Below are 18,370 nucleotides of genomic sequence, written 5' to 3' on the forward strand. Positions count from 1 at the left end.
CCCTCAATCCGTCACCGGACCCGGAGGACATCCGTGCACTCCCGCAGACTCGGCACCGCCCTGTGCGGTGCCGCGGCACTTGTAGGCGGCCTCTTCGCGGCCGCCCCCACCGCCCAGGCCACCGACACGTCGAACCCCGCGGTCTCGTACCAGGACCCGGTCAGCGCCGTCCCCGACGTCACGCGCCCCGACACCAGGTCCTGCACCACCACGATCGAGCACGACTTCGGCAACACCCTGGGCCGGCCCCCGTACGCCACCACGCTCGCCCCGCCCGCCGACTGCGCGGGCCCCTGGAACAAGGTCGTCCTCGACTGGTCGGGCAGCGTCAAGGGACGCCAGTACGACCGTCTCGCGGGCGTCTTCCTGGGCGGCGCCGAGATCTTCCGTACGTCCACTCCCGAGCCCGACGACGACGGCATCAAGTGGTCCGTCTCCAAGGACGTCACGGAGTTCGCCCCGCTCCTGAAGGACCCGCACAAGCTCCAGATCGAGCTGGGCAACGTTGTCAACGACACGTACACCGGCACCTACAGGATGAAGCTTCAGGTCACGTACTACATGGCCGACAAGAAGCACCCCGCCGCCTCCACCGCCGACCGCGTGGTGCCCCTCGGCAGCGACAGCACCGACAGCGCCCCCTGGCTGAACGTCGACAAGGGCGGCACCGCCACGCGCGAGGTGACCCTGCCGCGCAACATCACCAAGGCGCGTCTGGAGGTGTACGCGCGCGGTGGCGGCTGCGACGAGCAGTGGTTCGACGCCGTGCCCAGCGACCTCGCCGCCACCGCGCCCGACTACCTGTGCGGCGGCGGCCCCTACCGAGAGGTTCAGGTCTCCGTCGACGGCACCCCGGCCGGTCTCGCGCAGCCGTACCCCGTCGTCTACTCCGGCGGCATCGTGCCCACCCTGTGGCGGCCCGTCGCGGCGATCGACCAGTTCAGGACCGAGGCGTACGACGTCGACCTGACGCCGTTCGCGGGCCTGCTGTCCGACGGGCAGCCGCACAAGGTGAGCATCACGCCCTACGGTGCCGACGACGGCTGGATCGTGGACGGTTCGCTCTTCCTGGACACCGACGCGCACGCCGCGCGGACCACCGGCAAGGTCACCACGAACACCCTCGGCCTCGCCCCTGACGTCAGCACACGGCAGACCGCACGCACGGACGGCGGCACCGACGTCTTTGTGAGAACCGGCCGCTCCTGGAAGATCTCCGGCTACGTGAACACCTCGCACGGCCGCGTCACGACGACCGTCGAGCAGGACTTCGCCTACAGCAGCACCGGCACCGTCTCCAGGACCGGCCAGGACCAGATCGTCCACCAGCGCGACCACGGGGCCACCGTCGTCACCACGCGCGCGGACGGCCGCGAGAGTGCACAGCGGCACGCCTGGTCGTACCCGATCGACGTGGACATGAGCATCCCGCTCTACGGCGACTACAACAACTACGAGCTCAGCGCCGCCGTCACCCAGGGCCGTCAGCTCCGGGACAGCCACCGCACCGGATCCGGCCGCTGGCACCTGGACGCCTTCACCGACGACTCCCTGGACGCCACCGGCGACCTCGCCCGCAAGGACGGCGCCGTGCAGCACGCCGACGGCACCTCGCACGAGACGTACCGCGGCACCACCGACGACGGCGCCTGCTACGCCCGCGACATCACCACGGCCCACGGCTGGGTGACCGCGGACCAGCAGTCGTCCTGCCGTCTGCCGCGCCACTGAAACACCTGGTCAGACGGCCCCGGCTTCCGACTGTCAGTCCGGGATGGCACGCTTGTCCCGTGACCGAGATTGACGCAAAGATCGATGCTCTCGTCCCCGAGTGGCTCAACCTCCCGGACATCGCCGAGAAGATGGACGTCGAGGTGACCCGTGTGCGGCAGCTGGTGAAGGAAGGCCAGCTGATCGCCGTACGTCGTGGTGAGAACCGGGCGCTGCACGTGCCCGCCCTCTTCATCGACGGCGACAAGATCGTCAAGGGGCTCGTCGGCCTCCTGACGGTGCTGAGGGACGACGGCTTCAGCGACGAAGAGATGCTGGAGTGGCTCTTCACCTCCGACCCGACCCTGCCGGGCACGCCCGCGCAGGCCCTGAGCGAGAATCGCGGCACGGAGGTGAAGCGCCGCGCCCAGGCGCTCGCCGTCTGACCTGACAACCGTCCGGCGTGCGCACCCCCCCCAGCGTGTGGGGTGCGCACGCCACCGACACCACCGGGGGACTCCTGTGGCCGATCACCTGGCCGATCCGAAGCGCGCCCTGCTCGCCGACGCACGCGTGTACCTGTGCACCGACGCCCGCAAGCGCCAAGGGGACCTGCCGGAGTTCCTCGACACCGTGCTCGCGAACGGCGTGGACATCGTCCAGCTGCGCGACAAGGGCATGGAGGCCGGCGAGGAGCTGGAGCACCTCGCCGTGTTCGCCGAGGCGGCCGCCCGCCACGGCAAGCTGTTCGCGGTCAACGACCGGGCGGACGTCGCCCACGCGACCGGCTCGGACGTGCTGCACCTGGGCCAGGGCGACCTGCCGGTCCCCGCCGCCCGCGCCATCCTCGGCGAGGACGTCCTGATGGGCCGCTCCACGCACGCGGAGGCCGAGGCCGAGGCCGCCGCCGTCCAGGAGGGCGTCGACTACTTCTGCACCGGGCCCTGCTGGCCGACCCCCACCAAGCCGGGCCGGTACGCCCCGGGTCTGGACCTCGTGCGCCACACCGCCGCGCTCGGCACCGACCGCCCCTGGTTCGCCATCGGCGGCATCGACCTGGCGAACCTGGACGAGGTGATCGAGGCCGGCGCCCGTCGCGTCGTGGTCGTCCGGGCGATCACCGAGGCCGACGATCCCGGCGCCGCGGCGGCCGAGTTCGCCAAGCGTCTGCGCTCGCTCTGACCCTGTCCGCACCACCTGTCGAGTACCGCTGTCCGCAGGGTGGACGGGGATTAGGGTCAACCGGATTCCCTCAGTAACCTGCCGGTATGGCCCTTGGCACCGCTACCACCAGGACTGATCGCGCCCGCCGGGTGAGCGACATGCTCGCCCCGGGCAAGACGACGTACTCGTTCGAGTTTTCCGCGCCGAAGACCCCGAAGGGCGAGCGCAACCTGTGGAACGCGCTGCGCAGGGTCGAGGCCGTGGCCCCCGACTTCGTCTCCGTGACGTACGGCGCGGGCGGCTCGACGCGGGCGGGCACCGTCAAGGAGACCCAGCAGATCGTCGCCGACACGACGCTGACGCCGGTCGCCCACATCACCGCCGTCGAGCACTCGATCGCGGAGCTGCGCAACATCATCGGCCAGTACGCGGACGCCGGGATCCGGAACATGCTCGCGGTGCGCGGTGACCCGCCGGGCGACCCGATGGGCGACTGGATCGCGCACCCCGAGGGCCTGACGTACGCGGCCGAGCTCGTCGAGCTGATCAAGGAGTCCGGCGACTTCTGCGTCGGCGTCGCCGCGTTCCCCTCGATGCACCCGCGCTCCGCGGACTGGGACAGCGACGTACGGCACTTCGTGGACAAGTGCCGCGCGGGCGCCGACTACGCGATCACGCAGATGTTCTTCGACCCGGAGGAGTATCTGCGGCTGCGCGACCGGGTCGCCGCGGCAGGCTGTGACACCCCGATCATCCCGGAATGCATGCCTGTGACGAGTGTGCGGATGCTCGAACGCCTGCCCAAGCTGAGCAATGCGGACTTCCCTCCGGCGCTGAAAGAGCGGATCCTCACAGCAAAAGACGATCCGGCCGCTGTACGCTCCATTGGCATCGAGTTCGCTACGGAGTTTTGCGCCAAGCTGCTTGACGAGGGAGTGCCGGGTCTGCACTTCATTACGCTCAACAACTCGACTGCGACGTTGGAAATCTACGAAAACCTGGGCCTGCACGACCAGCGGGCCTGATGGGCCGTACCCGCCGGGGGCTGCGGCCGTACGAGAGGGGCGTACATGGGCTGGGCGGTCCTCTATATCGCGTTCGGACTGGTGGCGCTGTGGCTCCTCGGTGAGGTGCTGCTGCAGTACAAGGCACGGCTGCGCTGGCGGCTGCTCGCCTTCGTGGGCTTTCTCGGCGTGGTGCTCGGCGTCCTGATGCCTTCGGTGTACGTCATCGGGGCCGGCGCGATCGCGTTCGCCATCGGGCAGACGTACGTCACGCTGTCGTTCCGCCGCGGTTTCGCGGCGGGCTGGGCGCTCAAGGGCGGCCCCGGTGCCGACGAGGCCCCGACGAGCAAGCGCCGCCGCAGGGAAACGGTCCGGCAGGACCCCACGCTCGAGGTCTCGGACCTGGAGTACCAGCAGGCCCCCGCCGCCGCCCCGGACGACTACCCGCCGATGCCGCAGAGCGCCGCCGAGTCGACCGCCGTGTACGCCCCGGAGCCGATGCCCGAGGACACCGGCCAGTACGGCGTCTACAGCGACGCGGCGTACGCCCAGGCCCAGCAGGGCTCCGAAGGCGGCTACGGCTACGACACCGGGTCCTACGGCTACGACCAGAACGCCGCGTACGGGTACGACGCCGGGCAGCAGCCCTACGCGGCCCCCTACTCCGACCCGTACATCGGCGCGCAGACGTATCCGGCGCAGCCCCAGTACGGCGACCCGTACGCCACCGGGCAGCAGCAGTACTCCGACCCGTACGCGACGGCCGCCGGGTACGGATCGGACACCCCGCCCGGCGGGGTCTGGGTGCCGCAGCAGCGCAACGGGGACGAGTACGGCGGCGAACTGCCGCCCGAGCAGCCCTATCCCGCGTACCCGCAGCACGATCCGAACACCGGGTACGACACGGGCTACCAGCAGGAGCAGTACCGCTACTGAGCCGCCGGAAGGCTCCGGCCGCCGCGGCTCACTGCGAGCCGCGGAACTCCGGCCCCTCCACGATCAGTCCGGCCACCAGCGCCCCCGACATGCCCGCGTGCGGCAGCCCGCCGCCGGGGTGCGACCAGCCGCCGACCGCGAACAGGCCGGGCAGCGCCGTGCTGTTCGCCGGGTGCAGCAGCCGTCCGCCCGCCGCCGCGAGAGCGGGCGCCGGTACGCCCCCGCCGTCGGCGCCGGTCGCCTCGGCGATGTCCTGCGGGGTGCGGGCCTCGTGCCACAACAGACGCTCGCGCAGATCCGGGACGGCCCTCTCGGCCGCGGCGACGACCGCCTCCACGTCCGCGTCCGTCACGCGCGCGTGCGACGGCACCGTCACGGTGAGCGTCACTCCTTCGTGCTCACCGTCCGGCACCTGCCCGGCGCCGCCGGGGCGCAGCACCGTGACCGTCGGCCGGTGCGGGCGTGCGGCACCGTCGAACAGCCAGGCCAGCTCGGCGTCCCGGCCCGAGCCGTGCACGACCGTGCGGTGCGGGGTCCCCTCGGGGCGCGCCCCCCGCAGCGCGAGGTGCACCGTCAGCCGACTGGGCGGGGCGGTCCCGGTCGGGGCCGGGCCCCCGTCCCGCACCGGACGCCCCGGGAGCAGCCCGTCGAGCACCGGCGGCGCCACCCCCGCCACCACGAACTCGGCGTCCTCCACGGTGCCGTCGGCGAGCTCGACGCCCGCCGCCCGGCCGTCCTTCTCCACGATCCGCGTCACGGCCGAACCGAATCTGAACTCGACCTTCCGCTTCAGGCAGCGCGCGTGCACCGCGTCGGCCAGCGCGCGCAGGCCGCCGGTCACCGCCCAGGTGCCGAAGGTCTGCTCCATGTAGGGCAGCACGGCCGCGCTCGCCGGGGCCGTGCGCGGATCGAGGCCGTGCGCGAGCGCGTACTGCTCCAGGAGCGCCACGAGCCGCGGATCCCCGCCCAGCTCCAGCTCGCCGATGTCGGCGAGGGTCGCCGCCGTGCGAGCCTTGCGCAGCAGGCGCTTCTGCGTCACCGCCGGGTAGGGCTCGCGGTCGGCCAGCACCTGCCAGTTCGGCCACAGCGGCTCTTCGAGCAGGGGGCGGCGCGAGCGGTCCCACGCCTCCCGGGCCCGGTCCATGAACGCCGACCAGCGGGCACCCGCGCCCGCGCCGACTGCCGCGTCCAATGCCTCGGCGACGCCCGCCCGCCGTGCGTTCGGCAGGTCCGTCGCCGTGCCGTCCGCGAAGACGTGCCGCACCGCGGGCTCCACCTGCGTCAGCCCGACGAGGTCCTCCAGGGGCTCCTTGCCGGTCTTGATGAACAGGTCGCGGTAGACCGCGGGCAGGTGGAGCAGGCCGGGGCCCGTGTCGAACGCGAAGCCGTCGCGCTCCAGGAGACCCACCGCCCCGCCGTACGTCGACGCGCGCTCGAAGACCACCGGTCGGTGGCCCGCGACGGCCAGCCGAGCGGCGGCCGCCATGGCGCCCATCCCCGCGCCGATCACCGCAATTCGTGCCATGCCAGGGACTGTATAGGCCCCCACTGACAACGCCGCCGCCAGGTCAGGGCGGAGGCGGTTCCTCGCGGGCGATCCGCTTCTCCTCGCGCCGCTGCGCACGTCTGCGCAGGAATCTGCGGATGCGTCGGATCAGGAAGACCAGGACCACCAGGCCGAGGACGAGCAGCACCGCCGCGATCACCGCGGCCGCCACCGGATGGAACATCGCGAACGTCACGACGCCGGCGACGCCGAGATCCTCCGCGGTGCTCATCAGGAAGTTCGACGCGGGCTCGGGCGACGTGTTGATCGCCATCCGGGTGCCCGCCTTCACGGCATGGCTGGCCAGCGCCGTCGAACCGCCGATCGCGCCCGCCGCCAGATCCGACAGCGACCCGCTCTGCCCCGCGAGCAGCGCACCCACGACCGCTCCCGCCACCGGCCGGATCACGGTGTGCACCGAATCCCAGACCGAGTCCACGTACGGAATCTTGTCGGCGACGGCCTCGCACAGGAAGAGCACTCCCGCGACGATCAGCACGTCGGGGCGCTGCAGTGACTCGGGCACCTCGTCGGTGAGCCCGGTCGCGCCGAAGACGCCGAGCAGCAGGACCACCGCGTACGCGTTGATGCCACTCGCCCAGCCACTGGTGAAGACCAGGGGGAGTACGGACACGGAAAAGATCGTAACCAGTAGGGAACTCTGCGTGCCTGGGGGTGAGTGCCCATGTCTGAGTATCCGTACCTAGCTACGGAGATGAGTAATTGCGCGGATGGGGTCCCACCTGCGCAGACGGAAGAGTGGAGACCACGGAGGGGGACGCGGCGCCCGGCACCGCCGACACGGGGCGGCGGAACGGAAGCAGCGTCCTTGGCCGCTCCTCTCGCCCGCGAGGGTGGGAGCGAGGCACGGGGGACCCGGGGGAGACCGCACGGGGGTCCGACGGGGGAACAACGGGGGATGCGCCGGTCCGGTGGAGCCTGAGAACCATCACAGGCCCTGCCGGACCGGCGCTTCACGTGTGCGTCAGGCCGTGCCGGTGAGGGGCTGTCCGCCGCCCACCCGTCCCTGCAGCAGCAGCGACAGCGCCGCGTGCACATCGTCCAGCGAGCGCTCCGGCTGGAACGCCTGCCAGTCCAGGGCGGCCACCAGAACCATCCCCACGAGGGCGGCCGCCGTGAGCGGCACGTCGATCTCCTCGCTCAGCTCGCCGCTGTCGACGGCGGCGCGCAGCACCCCCTCCACGACCGCGACCGCCTCCTGGCGGACCACGGCGAGCGTGGACTGCCAGGCGCGGTTGGTGCGCCACAGCTCGGCCACGTACAGCTGGGTGAAGGCCGGGTACCGGTCGATGAAGACGAGCCCCGCGCGGATCATCGCGTCCAGGGCGTCGACCTTGCTGCCGCCCTTCTCGTCCGCCTGCTGTGCCGCCTCCCGGAGGGAGGCGGTCAACAGACCGACGCCGTGCCGCAGCAACTCCTCGAAGAGGACCGACTTACTGGCGAAGTTGTAGTAGACCGTGCCCTTCGCCACCCCGGCCCGCTCGGCGATCTCGTCGACCGTGGTGGCCGAGAACCCCTGCTCCGCGATGAGGGTGACAGCGGCTTCGTACAGCTTCTGCCGGGTGGCCTGGCGCCGTGTGCTGCTTTCCATGCCCCTGATTCTCACAGGCCGCTCCGCAGCCGCCGTCACAGGCTCAGCTCGGGGTGCAGCCGGTCCAGCGTCCACACCTGCTTGCGGCGGGCCGTCACGGCGGTGAGCGCGAGGGCGCCCGCGGTGAAGGCGGCCAGCACCGCGCACGCCTGCCACACGGGCCCGAGCCCGCCGCCGGAGATCAGCCGGCGCAGCGCCTCCACGATGTAGCTCATGGGCAGGAACGGGTGGATCGCGTTGAAGAAGCCCGGGCTCGTCTGCACGGGGTACGTGCCGCCCGCCGACGTCAGCTGCAGCATCAGGAAAGCGAGCACAAGGATGCGGCCCGCCGCCCCGAAGCGTGCGTTCAGCCACTGCACGATAGCCGCGAAGCACGCCGTGACCAGGCACAGGAACGCGATGGTGCCCGCCGCGTGCAGCATCTGCAGCCCGAGCGCCCAGTGCAGTACGGACATCAGGGCCGCCACCTGAAGGAGGCCGAGCGCCGCCACCGGGAGCCAGCCCGCGAGCGCCACCCGCCAGGAGGAGGCGCCGACGGCGAGCGCCCGCCGGTTCAGCGGGGCGATCAGCATGTAGGCGACCATCGCGCCCACCCACAGGGAGAGCGGAATGAAGTACGGGGCGAACCCCGTCCCGTAGTTGGGCGCCTTGTGCAGCGACTGGGAGGCGAGCCGCACCGGGTCCGCCATCACTTCGGTGCGCCGGTCGCGGTCCTTCTTGTCGTAGTCGGGGATCTGCGCCACCCCGTCGTGCAGCCCGCCGGCCAGCTTCCCCGAGCCGTCGGCCAGCTTGAACATGCCGCCGTCGAGGTCCTGCGCCCCGGTCTTCAGCCGGCCCACTCCGGAGTCGAGCGTGGTGGAACCCGTCGACGCCGTGCCGAGGCCCGTGTGCAGCCTCTTGGCGCCCGCGGCGACCTCTCCGGCCCCCTTGTTGAGCTTGTCGATCTGCGCGACGGCGTCCGCGACGTCCTTGTCGAGCGTCGGGGCGCGCTGCGCCAGCGCCGCGGACTGCTTCTGGAGCGTCGCCAGATGCCGGTCCATGGTGTCCAGGTCGCCGTTCTCGTCCTGGATCAGCGTGTTCAGGTCGTCGGAGACCGTCGCGACGTCCGCGGCCGCCGTTCTGGCCTTCTTCAGGTCGGGGCAGGCCGGATCGGCGATGAGCGCCTTCTCGCAGCGGCGCTCGTAGATCGTGTCCAGGATGTCGGAGCCCGCGTGGGCGCCCTCGCGCGCGGTGGGCGCGAGCTTCACCAGGGTGGCCAGGTTGTGGCGCACGCCCGCGGCGGAGTCGGCCACGAACCGCGCCGTGTCACCGATCGCCTTCTTGTTGTCCTTCAGGAACGGCAGCACCTGGCCGGCCGTTCCGTCGACCTTGTCGGCGAGCAGCTGGGTGCCGGCGGCGACCTGTCGCGAGCCCGTCTCCAGATCGCCGGCGCCCTTGTCGAGCTTCTTCAGGCCGCTCGCCAGGTCACCGCTGCCCTTCTTGGCGTCCTTCAGGCCGTCGGCCAGGTCCTTGGAGCCCTTCTTGGCCTTGCCGATGCCGCCCTTGAGGTCGTCCGCGCCCTTGGCCGCCTTCTTGGTCGCGTCGTGGATGTCCGAGAAGGAGATGAAGATCTTGTCGAGGAACGAGCGCGACGCGTGCGTGGACGCGGCCGAGCGCACCTCGGAGAACACCGTCCGGGAGATCTGCCCGACGATGTAGTTGTTCGCGTCGTTCGTACGCACCTGAAGCGCGCCCGTCTCGGGGGAGTCCCCGGAGCTGGAAGCGATGCGCCTGCTGAAGTCCTTCGGCATGGTCAGCGACAGGTAGTACGTGCCGTCCTCCACGCCCGCGCGGGCCTGCGCGGCGCTGAGCTCGTGCCACTGGAAGGTGTCGCTGTCGTACAGGCCCTTCGTGATGTCGTCGCCCGCGTGGATCTTCTGCCCGGCGGCGCTCGCCCCCTTGTCGTCGTTGACGAGCGCCACGGGGATCTTGTCGAGCCGCCCGTACGGGTCCCAGAAGGACCACAGGTACAGCGCCCCGTAGAGCAGCGGCAGCAGCAGAAGTGCGACGAGCGCGGCGCGCGGCAGTTTCCCCCTGCCGAAGCGCCTGAGCTCAAGCGCGGCCAGCTTCGGCGAGCGCATCGGCCGTCTCCTTGTCGGTGTCGTCCCGGTCGGGGGCGGTCGCCTTGGTGGGCGCGGGGGCGGTCGACACGACGACGGCGCCCGCAGGGGCCTTGCTGCACACGGCGACCACCGTGGTGCCCGCGTCGGCGACGGCCTTCAACTGGCGCCATACGTCGGCCTGTTCGGTGTCCGAGAGCTTGAGATCGGTGTCGTCGACGCCGATCAGCCGCGGCCGGCCGATGAGGGCGAGGGCCAGAGACAGACGCAGCGCCTCGACGCGCTCCAGGTCGCGCACGGCCGTGCGGCCTGCCTTGGGCAGCGTGTCCGGGTCGAGTCCCGCGCCGGTCAGCGCGGCCTCGATCCGCTGCTTCGCCTCGGCCACCCGCTCGTCGCGCGAGCGCAGCAGCCCGCGCCACGACCCGTCGAACCGGCGCTGCAGCAGCGCCCGCTCCCGCAGGTGCTCGGTGACGGTCAGCGCCGGATCGAGATCCGTCACGCCCGGTACGTGCGCGAGCGCGCTCACCCGCCGCACGGCGCTCATCTGCTTCGGCAGCCGGAACCCGGCGACCCGGGCCTCGCCCGCCGCCGGACGCATCCGCCCCGTCAGCGCGAGCAGCAGACAGGTGCGGCCGCTGCCGGACGGGCCCTCGACCGCGACGAGTGCCCCGGGCCCCGCGTCGACGTCCACGTCCCGGAACGCCCAGCCGCGCGGCCCCTTCACCCCGAACCCCGCGGCGATGACGGCGGCCCCGCCCTCGGACGCCTGCCCCTGAGGCCCCTCAGGTCCCCCGGGTCCCCCGGGTCCCTCCGGCCCGTCCATGGCCCTCCCCCTCGGCGGGCCGACGACGGCCCACTTTTGAACTGACTGGTCAGTGCAAAAAACTAGCCCGAACCTTCGATCGAAGCAAAGCCCCAGGTCAGAGCCGATTGTCAGTGCCGTACTTCACGATGGGCACATACGGCCACAGAGCCGTCACAGACGACAGGAGGTTCGTCATGGCTGGACATCGCGCATCCACCGCGGCAGCTGCCGCCCGACGCCGCGCCACCACCGGCCCTGCCCCCTCACCGACCGGACCGGCGAGCGACGTCCACCCGGTGCTGCGCCGGGCCGGCGCCCCGCCCGCCGCCCTCGACCTGCTCTCCCAGGCCCGCGCGGGCCTAGACGAGGCGGAGCTCCTCGAAGCGCCGAACGAGCGGTACGCGACGGCGCACCTCGCCGCCCTGCGCACGGCCGCCGCCGTGCTCGCCGCCCGCGGCCGCCCCGAGGCCACGCCCAAGCGCCGCGCCAGGATCCGCAGCGCCTGGGAAGTGCTCCCCGAGATAGCGCCCGAACTCGCGGAGTGGAGCGCGCTCTTCGCGGCGGGGGCCGCCCGGCGCGCCCGCGCGGAGGCGGGCATACGCGGCGCGGCCACCGCCCGCGACGCCGACGACCTGCTGCGCGACGTGGCGATGTTCCTGCGCCTGGTCGAGCGGATGCTCGTCCTGCAGCCGGTACTGCCGGGACCCCGGGGGGAGGGACGGGAGCGGCGCGAGGGAGACCGGCGCACGGGGGAGCCGGACGTGCCCGACGCCGGGTGAGCGCGTGCGCGGCGACCCCGGGGCGACGTGCGGGGATGGCATGGACGTGGGTCGGGGCCCATTAGGGTGGAGGCGCCCGAACCAGTTCACGCTCCGCCACCAGCCGGAGCCACGCCGAGGAGCCATCTGCAGTGTCGGACCCGACCCGCCCCCGCGCTTCTCTCCGTACCGCCGTGGTCTGGGAGGTCCTCAAGGACGCCCTCGACCGCCGTGCCAAGGCCGCGGGGAGTCAGACGCTCGACGTCCTCGACACCGGGGGCGGCAGCGGCAACTTCGCGGTGCCGGTCGCCCGCCTCGGCCACCGCGTCACCGTCGTCGACCCGAGTCCGAACGCGCTGTTCGCGCTGGAGCGCCGGGCCGCCGAGGCCGGCGTCGCCGACCGGGTGCGCGGCGTCCAGGGAGATGTCTCCGGCCTGTTCGACGTCGTCGAGCGCGACGGCTACGACGCGGTCCTGTGCCACGGCGTCCTAGAGTACGTCGAGGAGCCGGGCGAGGGCGTGCGCAACGCGGTGGGCGCGCTGCGCGACGGCGGTGTGCTCAGCCTGCTCGCCGCGGGTCTCGGCGGTGCCGTGCTCGCGCGGGCGCTCGCCGGTCACTTCAGGGAGGCCCGGCAGGCGCTCGACGACCCGGCGGGCCGCTGGGGCGAGGGCGACCCGGTGCCGCACCGCTTCACCGCCGAGCAGCTCACCCAGCTGGTCGGTGACGCGGGCGTGGAGGTCGGCGCCGTGCACGGGGTGCGGGTCTTCGCGGACCTGGTCCCGGGCGTCCTCGTGGACACCGAGCCCGGCGCCCTTCAGGAGCTGCTGAAGCTGGAGGCGGCCGCCGCCGAGCTGCCCGCCTTCCACGCCGTCGCGACCCAGCTGCACGTGCTCGGCGAGAAGCGGGCACCCGGCGCCGCCTGAGCGACCGCCGTGCCGCACCGCTGATCAGCGGCGCAGCGGCAGATGGAGTACGCCACAGGCCCCCCGATCGGGCGTCCGGCGCCGTATGATCGGGGTAGACCGCCCGGCATGACGGACCGGCCACCGGGGAATGACGCCCCAGTGAGCCGGAGCGGCGTGAAGCGGTCCGCAATGGTGAAGTTGGCGTAGAGGGGCGGGTTTCACGGGGGCGATTCCCTGCCTATCCTGAAGGGGACCCCCGGTCGCCCCGGCGACTGCACGATGAGGAGGACTCCGTGCCGCTCTCGGAGCACGAGCAGCGCATGCTCGAGCAGATGGAGCGAGCGCTGTACGCCGAAGATCCCAAGTTCGCGACAGCGCTTGAGGGAAGCGGGCTGCGTACGTACACCCGACGTCGGGTCTACCAGGCCGTTGCCGGTTTCCTGGTGGGTATCGCGCTCCTCATGGCTGGAATGGTCGCGAAGCAGATCTGGATCAGCGTGGTGGGGTTCCTCGTCATGCTGGGTTGCGCAGTGCTCGCTGTCACCGGTTGGCGCAAGGCGCCCAAGCCGGGCGAACAGCCGGCCGGAGCCGTGCCGGGCGGCGCCACCGTCCGTCGCCAGAGCAAGCCGAAGCGCTCGATGATGGACCGGATCGAGGAGCGCTGGCAGCGCCGTCGAGACGAGCAGGGTGGCCGCTGAGCGCCTGCACGCCGTGCGAATCGACGTACATCTATGAAGGGTGACCGCATGATGCGGTCACCCTTTGTGCGTAATGCGGCCGCGACCGTTTCGGCCGCTGCCGGGCATCCCGGCCCCACCGCCCCGGCGGAACTCAGCCCTCCTGACCGGACGGCCGGGACCGGGCGGTACGCGCCGTCGTCCAGCGCTCCCGCAGCCCCGCCGCGAACCGCGCCCTGCGCTCCGCGAACGCCCAGGCCACCCGGACGGCCGAGCGCGGTGCGAGCGTCGCCCGCAGCCGCGTCAGACGGCTCACCGTCCCGTGCAGCCCGGCGTGCACCCGCCGCGCGTCCTCGCCGATCCCCGACACCGGCTGCGGCCGCGGCGCGTACAGCACCTGCTCCACCGCCGCCGCCACCCGGTGCACCGACTCGGCGGCCGCCGAGTCCAGATGACCGAGCCGCACGATGCGGGCCGCCGCCTTGCGCGGGGTCTGCGAATCGTCCGGCGGGATGCCGTGGTCCCACGCCGTGTCCGTCACCTCCTGCCAGGCCGCCAGGGTGCGCCCGGCGATGTCGGCGTCGGTGCGGCCCCCGGATCCCAGGCGCAGTGCCCTGATCCGTATGCGCCACATCATCGGCAACAGGGGCACCACAAGGATCAGCAGCGCCGCGAGCGCCATCAGCAGGACCGTGCCCATCGGCGGCCCGTCGTCCGTGGAGCCGGTCACCAGCGCGGGGGCCGTGCTGCCGCACTCACCCTGCTTGCGCTGCTGCGCCGAGCAGTTGTCGGACGTCGACGGCTGCGACGCGGACGGTTCGTTCGAGCTGGAGGCGCTGGGCGCCGCCGAGTCGCTGGAACCGCTCGTCGGAGTGTTGTCCTGCGTGTACTCCGGCGTGTAGCCGCGGTTCGGCGTCGGCTCGAAACGGGTCCAGCCCACGCCCTCGAAGTACAGCTCGGGCCAGGCGTGCGCGTCCCGCAGCCCCACCGCGTACGTGCCGTCACCGGTGGGCGAGCCCGGGGTGAAGCCGACCGCGACCCGGGCCGGAATGCCCAGCGTCCTCGCCATCGCCGCCATCGCGAAGGAGAAGTGGACGCAGAAGCCCTCCTTCTGCTTCAGGAAGCGGGCGATGGCGACCGAACCGCTGCCGGCCGACACCTCGGTGTTGTACGTGAAGCCGCCGTTGACCGCGAAGTAGTCCTGGAGCTTCACCGCGCGCTCGTAATTGTTCGCCGAGCCCTTGGTGACGCGCAGCGCGGTCGTGCGCACCACGTCCGGCACCGAGGACGGCACCTTGGTGAACTCCTTCAGCAGACCGGCCGGCGGCTCCCCGGCGTTGGCCAGCTGCTGCGCCGTCGGCTGCACGATCAGGCTCTTGACGCTGTACTGCTTGCCCTGCGTCGTCTCCCCGTGGTCGCCCACGAGGGTCCTGCCGACCTCCTCGAACCGCCAGCGCCCGTCGATCGACACCTTGGCGGCGGGGTACGGCATGGGCAGCCAGTCCTGCGCGTAGTTGTCGGCCGCCTGGATGTTCGTCTGGACCTCGGTCCTGCGGATGTCCGGGCCGAGGCCCGGCGGGTTCGGCAGCGGCGAGGGGACGTCGGTGATGCTGCGCACCGAAGGACGCCAGGCCGTGCCGTCGAAGTCGTCGAGCGCCACGATCCGCAGATACATCTCGGAGGTCTGCTCGGCGTTCGTCCGGTACGTCATGACCGTACGGTCCTCGGGCTGGTTCAGGCTGTTCTGCAGCGAGGCCAGCGGGTTGACCGCGGAGATGACGCCGCCACCGCCCGAGCCGTTGCCCACGCCCGTGCCGGAGGGGCCGAGCAGGCCGCCGTCCAGAGCGGGCAGGCCCAGCGGCACCACCAGGGCGATGCCCAGGGCGACGGCACCGATCCGCCGTCCGGTACGGACCGGAGCGGTCGCGGCGCCCGGACCGTCGGCGGTCGGCGCGGCACCGAAGCCGCCGCGCCCCGTGCCGCCGAAGACCCGGCCCCACTGGGAGAGCCGGTCGCGCCCCTCGGCGAGCAGCAACAGCAGGTAGCCGCCGGCCGCGAGGAGGAACCACAGCCAGTCGGCGCTGCCCTCGGAGAGCCCGGCGGCCACCGAGTACAGCGCGAGCAGCGGCAGACCGGCCGGGGCGGCGCTGCGGAACGTCACCGCCAGCGCGTCCACCGCGAGCCCGATCACCAGCGCGCCGCCCACCAGCATCAGCCGGATACCGTCGGACAGCGGCGCCGGGATCGCGTACCGCCCGACGTCGTCGCCGCCCGCCTGGAGCAGCAGCCCGAAGTGCCGGACGGAGTCCGGGCTCGGGACGATCCCGCCGAACGCCTGCTGGCGGGCGAAGAGCAGCGTGAGCAGCAGCAGCGACACCAGCGCCTGCGCGCCGATCGTCAGAGGTCTCGCGAGCGGCACCCTGCGGGCCGCCGCGCCCACCCCGGCCTGGATCACCAGCAGGATCGCGGCCTGCAGCAGCCAGGACGACTTGTCGACCAGGGGCAGCAGTGCGCACGAGGCCAGGAACGTGGCCAGCGTCGCGCAGATCGACAGACGGGCCCCACCACTCATGCCCAACCCCCAGCCGTACTCGTACTCGACGGATGCGCTCCCGAGCGGTCCCGGTCCGCCTGCCGCCACATGTCCACCAGGGACGCGCCCGCCGGTACGGCCACCGCCGTCCAGCCCGCCTCCTGGAGCATCCGCAGTCGCTCCGCGCAGCGCGGAGCCGGCTGCGCGCCGGGCCCCTGCGCCCAGGTCTCGCTGTCCAGCAGGAACGCGATCGCGCCGCCGCTGCGCTGACGCATCTTGGCGACCACGGACGCCTGCGCCTCGTCCAGGTCGCCGAAGAAGGCGATCAGAAGTCCCTCGTTCCCGCTGCGCAGCACGTCGTACGCGGACGAGAGCGACGCCATGTCGGAGTGGTCGACGACGGCGAGCGTGTCCATCATCAGGCCCGCGGCGTCGGCCGACTCCTGGCTGGTGCCGGCGAACCCGTCGGCCCCCTCACCCGGCACCGAACTGCCCGTGTCCGTCAACAGCCGGACCGAGAAGCCTCGTTCGAGCATGTGCACCAGGGCGGAGGCCGTGCCGGACACCGCCCACTCGAAGGCCGAGTCGGGGCCCGCGCCCTGGAAGGCCATGTCGCGCGTGTCGAGCAGCACCGTGCAGCGGGACCGCTGCGGCTGCTCCTCGCGGCGCACCATCAGCTCCCCGTACCGCGCGGTCGAGCGCCAGTGGACGCGGCGCAGATCGTCGCCGTAGCGGTATCCGCGCGGGATCACGTCGTCCTCGCCGGCCAGCGCCAGCGAGCGGTTGCGCCCGTCGCCGTACCCCTTCGCCTCCCCGGTCAGCCGCACCGGGGGCAGCGGCTCCACGCGCGGGATCACCGTCAGGGTGTCGTACGCGGCGAAGGACCTGGTCAGCTCGCACATCCCGAACGGATCGGTCAGGCGCAGCTGGAGCGGGCCCAGCGGATAGCGGCCGCGCAGGTCCGAGCGGACCCGGTAGGACACCTCGCGCCGGCCGCCCGCCTCGACCCGGTCGAGCACGAAGCGGGGCCGCGGCCCGAGCACGTACGGCACCCGGTCCTGGAGCATCAGCAGCCCGGTGGGCAGCCGGGAGATGTTGTCGATCCGCAGGTGCACGCGGGCCTCGGAACTCGCGGGCACGCGCGCGGGGGAGAGGCGGCGGCTGCCCGCCACCCGGTAGCGGGTGCGGTAGAGCACGCCCGCGCAGACCAGCGGCAGCGCCGCGAGCAGCAGGCCGACCCGGAGCAGATCGCTCTGCCCCAGGACGTACGCGCAGATGGCCGCGGCGATGCCGGCCGCGAGGAACGAACGGCCGCGGGTGGTCAGTCCGGCGAGCGCGGTGCGCAGGCCGCTCTTGTCGCCCTTGTCGTTCGTCGCGCCGTCGTCATCCGCGAAGGAGCCCCCCGGATCCGCCCCGTAATACCCCCCCGAGGCCATCACAGCCCCCGGGCGCCGGGCGGCTGCTGGCCGTACAACGGAGGCGTCGTGTTGTAGCCGGGCTGCGGGGCGCGGGTGTCCGCGGCCGGGACCGGCGTGCGCTGCAGGATGTCCAGGACGACCTGCTCGGCCGTGCGCCGGTTCAACTGCGCCTGCGCGGTGGGCAGCAGACGGTGCGCCAGGACCGCGACGGCCAGGGCCTGCACGTCGTCGGGCAGCGCGTACTCACGGCCGCTCAGCGCCGCCGACGCCTTGGCCGCCCGCAGCAGGTGCAGCGTCGCGCGCGGGGAGGCGCCGAGTCTGAGATCCGGGTGGGTACGCGTGGCGGCGACCAGATCGACCGCGTAGCGCCGCACCGGGTCGGCGACATGCACCGTGCGCACGGCGTCTATCAGCTTCACGATCTCGTGCGCGTGCGCCACCGGCTGCAGGTCGTCCAGCGGGCTCACCCCGCCGTGGATGTCCAGCATCTGCAGCTCGGCCTCCGGGCTCGGATAGCCGATGGACACCCGGGCCATGAAACGGTCGCGCTGCGCCTCGGGCAGCGGGTACGTGCCCTCCATCTCGACCGGGTTCTGCGTCGCCACCACCATGAAGGGGCTGGGCAGTTCGTAGGTCTTCCCGTCGATGGTGACCTGGCGCTCCTCCATGGATTCCAGGAGCGCGGACTGCGTCTTCGGCGACGCGCGGTTGATCTCGTCGCCGATCACGATCTGCGCGAAGATCGCGCCCGGCTTGAACTCGAAGTCCCGTCGCTGCTGATCCCAGATGGACACACCGGTGATGTCCGACGGCAGCAGGTCGGGAGTGAACTGGATGCGGCGCACCGAGCAGTCGATGGACCGCGCGAGCGCCTTGGCGAGCATCGTCTTGCCGACGCCCGGTACATCCTCGATGAGCAGGTGCCCCTCCGCGAGGAGCACCGTCAGCGAAAGCCGTACGACCTCCGGCTTGCCCTCGATCACACCCTCCACCGACCTGCGGACACGCTCCACAGTGGTGGTCAGATCTGTGAGGCTCGCTCGATCGTCATAGGTCGTCACCCGGCCCTCCTCGGCCCGTACTTTCCGGGCCGACGCTCTGTGACGCGGACCGGCCCACCCCGAAACACGGACACCACGCACGAAAGGTTCCGACGCTCGCGCGAGGTGTCACACACGCATTCTTGTTGGCGTTACCGGTTCG

General features: G+C 72.2%; 16 protein-coding genes. 8 read left to right on the forward strand and 8 right to left on the reverse strand.

Annotated features, from left to right (window positions below):
* The first annotated feature begins 33 nt into the window (after positions 1-33).
* The 5 genes from J3486_RS19335 to J3486_RS19355 all read left to right on the forward strand — a co-directional run bounded on the left by J3486_RS19335 (position 34) and on the right by J3486_RS19355 (position 4,814).
* Positions 34-1,731 (forward strand): peptide-N4-asparagine amidase, encoded by a 1,698-nt coding sequence (locus J3486_RS19335; RefSeq protein WP_207821714.1) that lies wholly within the window; start codon positions 34-36, stop codon positions 1,729-1,731.
* A gap of 59 nt (positions 1,732-1,790) precedes the next feature.
* Complete coding sequence (locus J3486_RS19340) at positions 1,791-2,156, forward strand: Rv2175c family DNA-binding protein (protein WP_207821716.1); 366 nt, start codon at positions 1,791-1,793, stop codon at positions 2,154-2,156.
* Between the two features lie 88 nt (positions 2,157-2,244).
* Positions 2,245-2,892: a thiamine phosphate synthase gene (gene thiE, locus J3486_RS19345; protein WP_207822000.1), complete on the forward strand. Its 648-nt coding sequence runs from the start codon at positions 2,245-2,247 to the stop codon at positions 2,890-2,892.
* Between the two features lie 86 nt (positions 2,893-2,978).
* Positions 2,979-3,899 (forward strand): methylenetetrahydrofolate reductase [NAD(P)H], encoded by a 921-nt coding sequence (gene metF, locus J3486_RS19350; protein WP_207821718.1) that lies wholly within the window; start codon positions 2,979-2,981, stop codon positions 3,897-3,899.
* Between the two features lie 45 nt (positions 3,900-3,944).
* Positions 3,945-4,814 (forward strand): hypothetical protein, encoded by an 870-nt coding sequence (locus tag J3486_RS19355; RefSeq protein ID WP_207821720.1) that lies wholly within the window; start codon positions 3,945-3,947, stop codon positions 4,812-4,814.
* A 28-nt stretch (positions 4,815-4,842) separates the two neighbouring features.
* On the opposite strand, the gene J3486_RS19360 is transcribed toward J3486_RS19355, so the two are convergent.
* The 5 genes from J3486_RS19360 to J3486_RS19380 form a co-directional block, all read right to left on the reverse strand.
* Positions 4,843-6,339: an NAD(P)/FAD-dependent oxidoreductase gene (locus J3486_RS19360; RefSeq protein ID WP_207821722.1), complete on the reverse strand. Its 1,497-nt coding sequence runs from the start codon at positions 6,337-6,339 to the stop codon at positions 4,843-4,845.
* Between the two features lie 43 nt (positions 6,340-6,382).
* The gene (locus tag J3486_RS19365; RefSeq protein ID WP_207821724.1) at positions 6,383-6,994 is read right to left on the reverse strand and encodes a DUF4126 domain-containing protein; all 612 of its coding nucleotides are present in this window, start codon (positions 6,992-6,994) and stop codon (positions 6,383-6,385) included.
* A gap of 351 nt (positions 6,995-7,345) precedes the next feature.
* On the reverse strand, positions 7,346-7,972 hold the full coding sequence (locus J3486_RS19370; RefSeq protein WP_207821726.1) for a TetR/AcrR family transcriptional regulator: 627 nt from the start codon (positions 7,970-7,972) through the stop codon (positions 7,346-7,348).
* 35 nt (positions 7,973-8,007) lie between these two features.
* The gene (locus tag J3486_RS19375) at positions 8,008-10,092 is read right to left on the reverse strand and encodes a YhgE/Pip family protein (protein ID WP_207821728.1); all 2,085 of its coding nucleotides are present in this window, start codon (positions 10,090-10,092) and stop codon (positions 8,008-8,010) included.
* On the reverse strand, positions 10,064-10,894 hold the full coding sequence (locus tag J3486_RS19380) for an ATP-binding cassette domain-containing protein (protein ID WP_207821730.1): 831 nt from the start codon (positions 10,892-10,894) through the stop codon (positions 10,064-10,066). The genes J3486_RS19375 and J3486_RS19380 overlap by 29 nt, the downstream gene beginning before the upstream one ends.
* A gap of 176 nt (positions 10,895-11,070) precedes the next feature.
* Here J3486_RS19380 and J3486_RS19385 point away from each other — a divergent pair, with 176 nt between their 5' ends.
* The 3 genes from J3486_RS19385 (at position 11,071) to J3486_RS19395 (ending at position 13,237) form a co-directional block, all read left to right on the forward strand.
* Positions 11,071-11,655 carry an SAV_6107 family HEPN domain-containing protein gene (locus J3486_RS19385; RefSeq protein WP_207821732.1) on the forward strand — a complete coding sequence of 195 codons (585 nt, stop codon included), beginning with the start codon at positions 11,071-11,073 and terminating at the stop codon, positions 11,653-11,655.
* A gap of 131 nt (positions 11,656-11,786) precedes the next feature.
* Positions 11,787-12,557: a methyltransferase gene (locus J3486_RS19390; RefSeq protein WP_207821733.1), complete on the forward strand. Its 771-nt coding sequence runs from the start codon at positions 11,787-11,789 to the stop codon at positions 12,555-12,557.
* Positions 12,558-12,832: 275 nt separating this feature from the next.
* The gene (locus J3486_RS19395) at positions 12,833-13,237 is read left to right on the forward strand and encodes a DUF3040 domain-containing protein (protein ID WP_207821734.1); all 405 of its coding nucleotides are present in this window, start codon (positions 12,833-12,835) and stop codon (positions 13,235-13,237) included.
* A gap of 133 nt (positions 13,238-13,370) precedes the next feature.
* Here the strand turns inward: J3486_RS19395 and J3486_RS19400 are convergent, their stop codons facing one another.
* From J3486_RS19400 to J3486_RS19410, 3 genes are read right to left on the reverse strand one after another with little or no spacing between them, the layout of a single operon-like run.
* Entirely contained in the window at positions 13,371-15,788 is a 2,418-nt protein-coding gene (locus J3486_RS19400; protein WP_207821736.1) for a DUF3488 and transglutaminase-like domain-containing protein, read from the reverse strand.
* Positions 15,785-17,185: a DUF58 domain-containing protein gene (locus tag J3486_RS19405; RefSeq protein ID WP_229378219.1), complete on the reverse strand. Its 1,401-nt coding sequence runs from the start codon at positions 17,183-17,185 to the stop codon at positions 15,785-15,787. Before J3486_RS19405 ends, J3486_RS19400 begins: the two co-directional genes overlap by 4 nt.
* Entirely contained in the window at positions 17,185-18,228 is a 1,044-nt protein-coding gene (locus J3486_RS19410; RefSeq protein WP_207821738.1) for a MoxR family ATPase, read from the reverse strand. Before J3486_RS19410 ends, J3486_RS19405 begins: the two co-directional genes overlap by 1 nt.
* Positions 18,229-18,370: the final 142 nt, after the last annotated feature.

The sequence above is a fragment of the Streptomyces sp. VRA16 Mangrove soil genome (assembly GCF_017377775.1).
In the GTDB taxonomy this organism is placed as follows: Bacteria; Actinomycetota; Actinomycetes; order Streptomycetales; family Streptomycetaceae; genus Streptomyces.

Coding starts and splice junctions, on each gene's coding strand:
- metF (WP_207821718.1), top strand. CDS start 2,979: ATGGCCCTTGGCACCGCTACCACCAGGACTGATCGCGCCCGCCGGGTG.
- J3486_RS19355 (WP_207821720.1), top strand. CDS start 3,945: ATGGGCTGGGCGGTCCTCTATATCGCGTTCGGACTGGTGGCGCTGTGG.
- J3486_RS19360 (WP_207821722.1), bottom strand. CDS start 6,339: ATGGCACGAATTGCGGTGATCGGCGCGGGGATGGGCGCCATGGCGGCC.
- J3486_RS19370 (WP_207821726.1), bottom strand. CDS start 7,972: ATGGAAAGCAGCACACGGCGCCAGGCCACCCGGCAGAAGCTGTACGAA.
- J3486_RS19375 (WP_207821728.1), bottom strand. CDS start 10,092: ATGCGCTCGCCGAAGCTGGCCGCGCTTGAGCTCAGGCGCTTCGGCAGG.
- J3486_RS19380 (WP_207821730.1), bottom strand. CDS start 10,894: ATGGACGGGCCGGAGGGACCCGGGGGACCCGGGGGACCTGAGGGGCCT.
- J3486_RS19385 (WP_207821732.1), top strand. CDS start 11,071: ATGGCTGGACATCGCGCATCCACCGCGGCAGCTGCCGCCCGACGCCGC.
- J3486_RS19400 (WP_207821736.1), bottom strand. CDS start 15,788: ATGAGTGGTGGGGCCCGTCTGTCGATCTGCGCGACGCTGGCCACGTTC.
- J3486_RS19405 (WP_229378219.1), bottom strand. CDS start 17,185: ATGGCCTCGGGGGGGTATTACGGGGCGGATCCGGGGGGCTCCTTCGCG.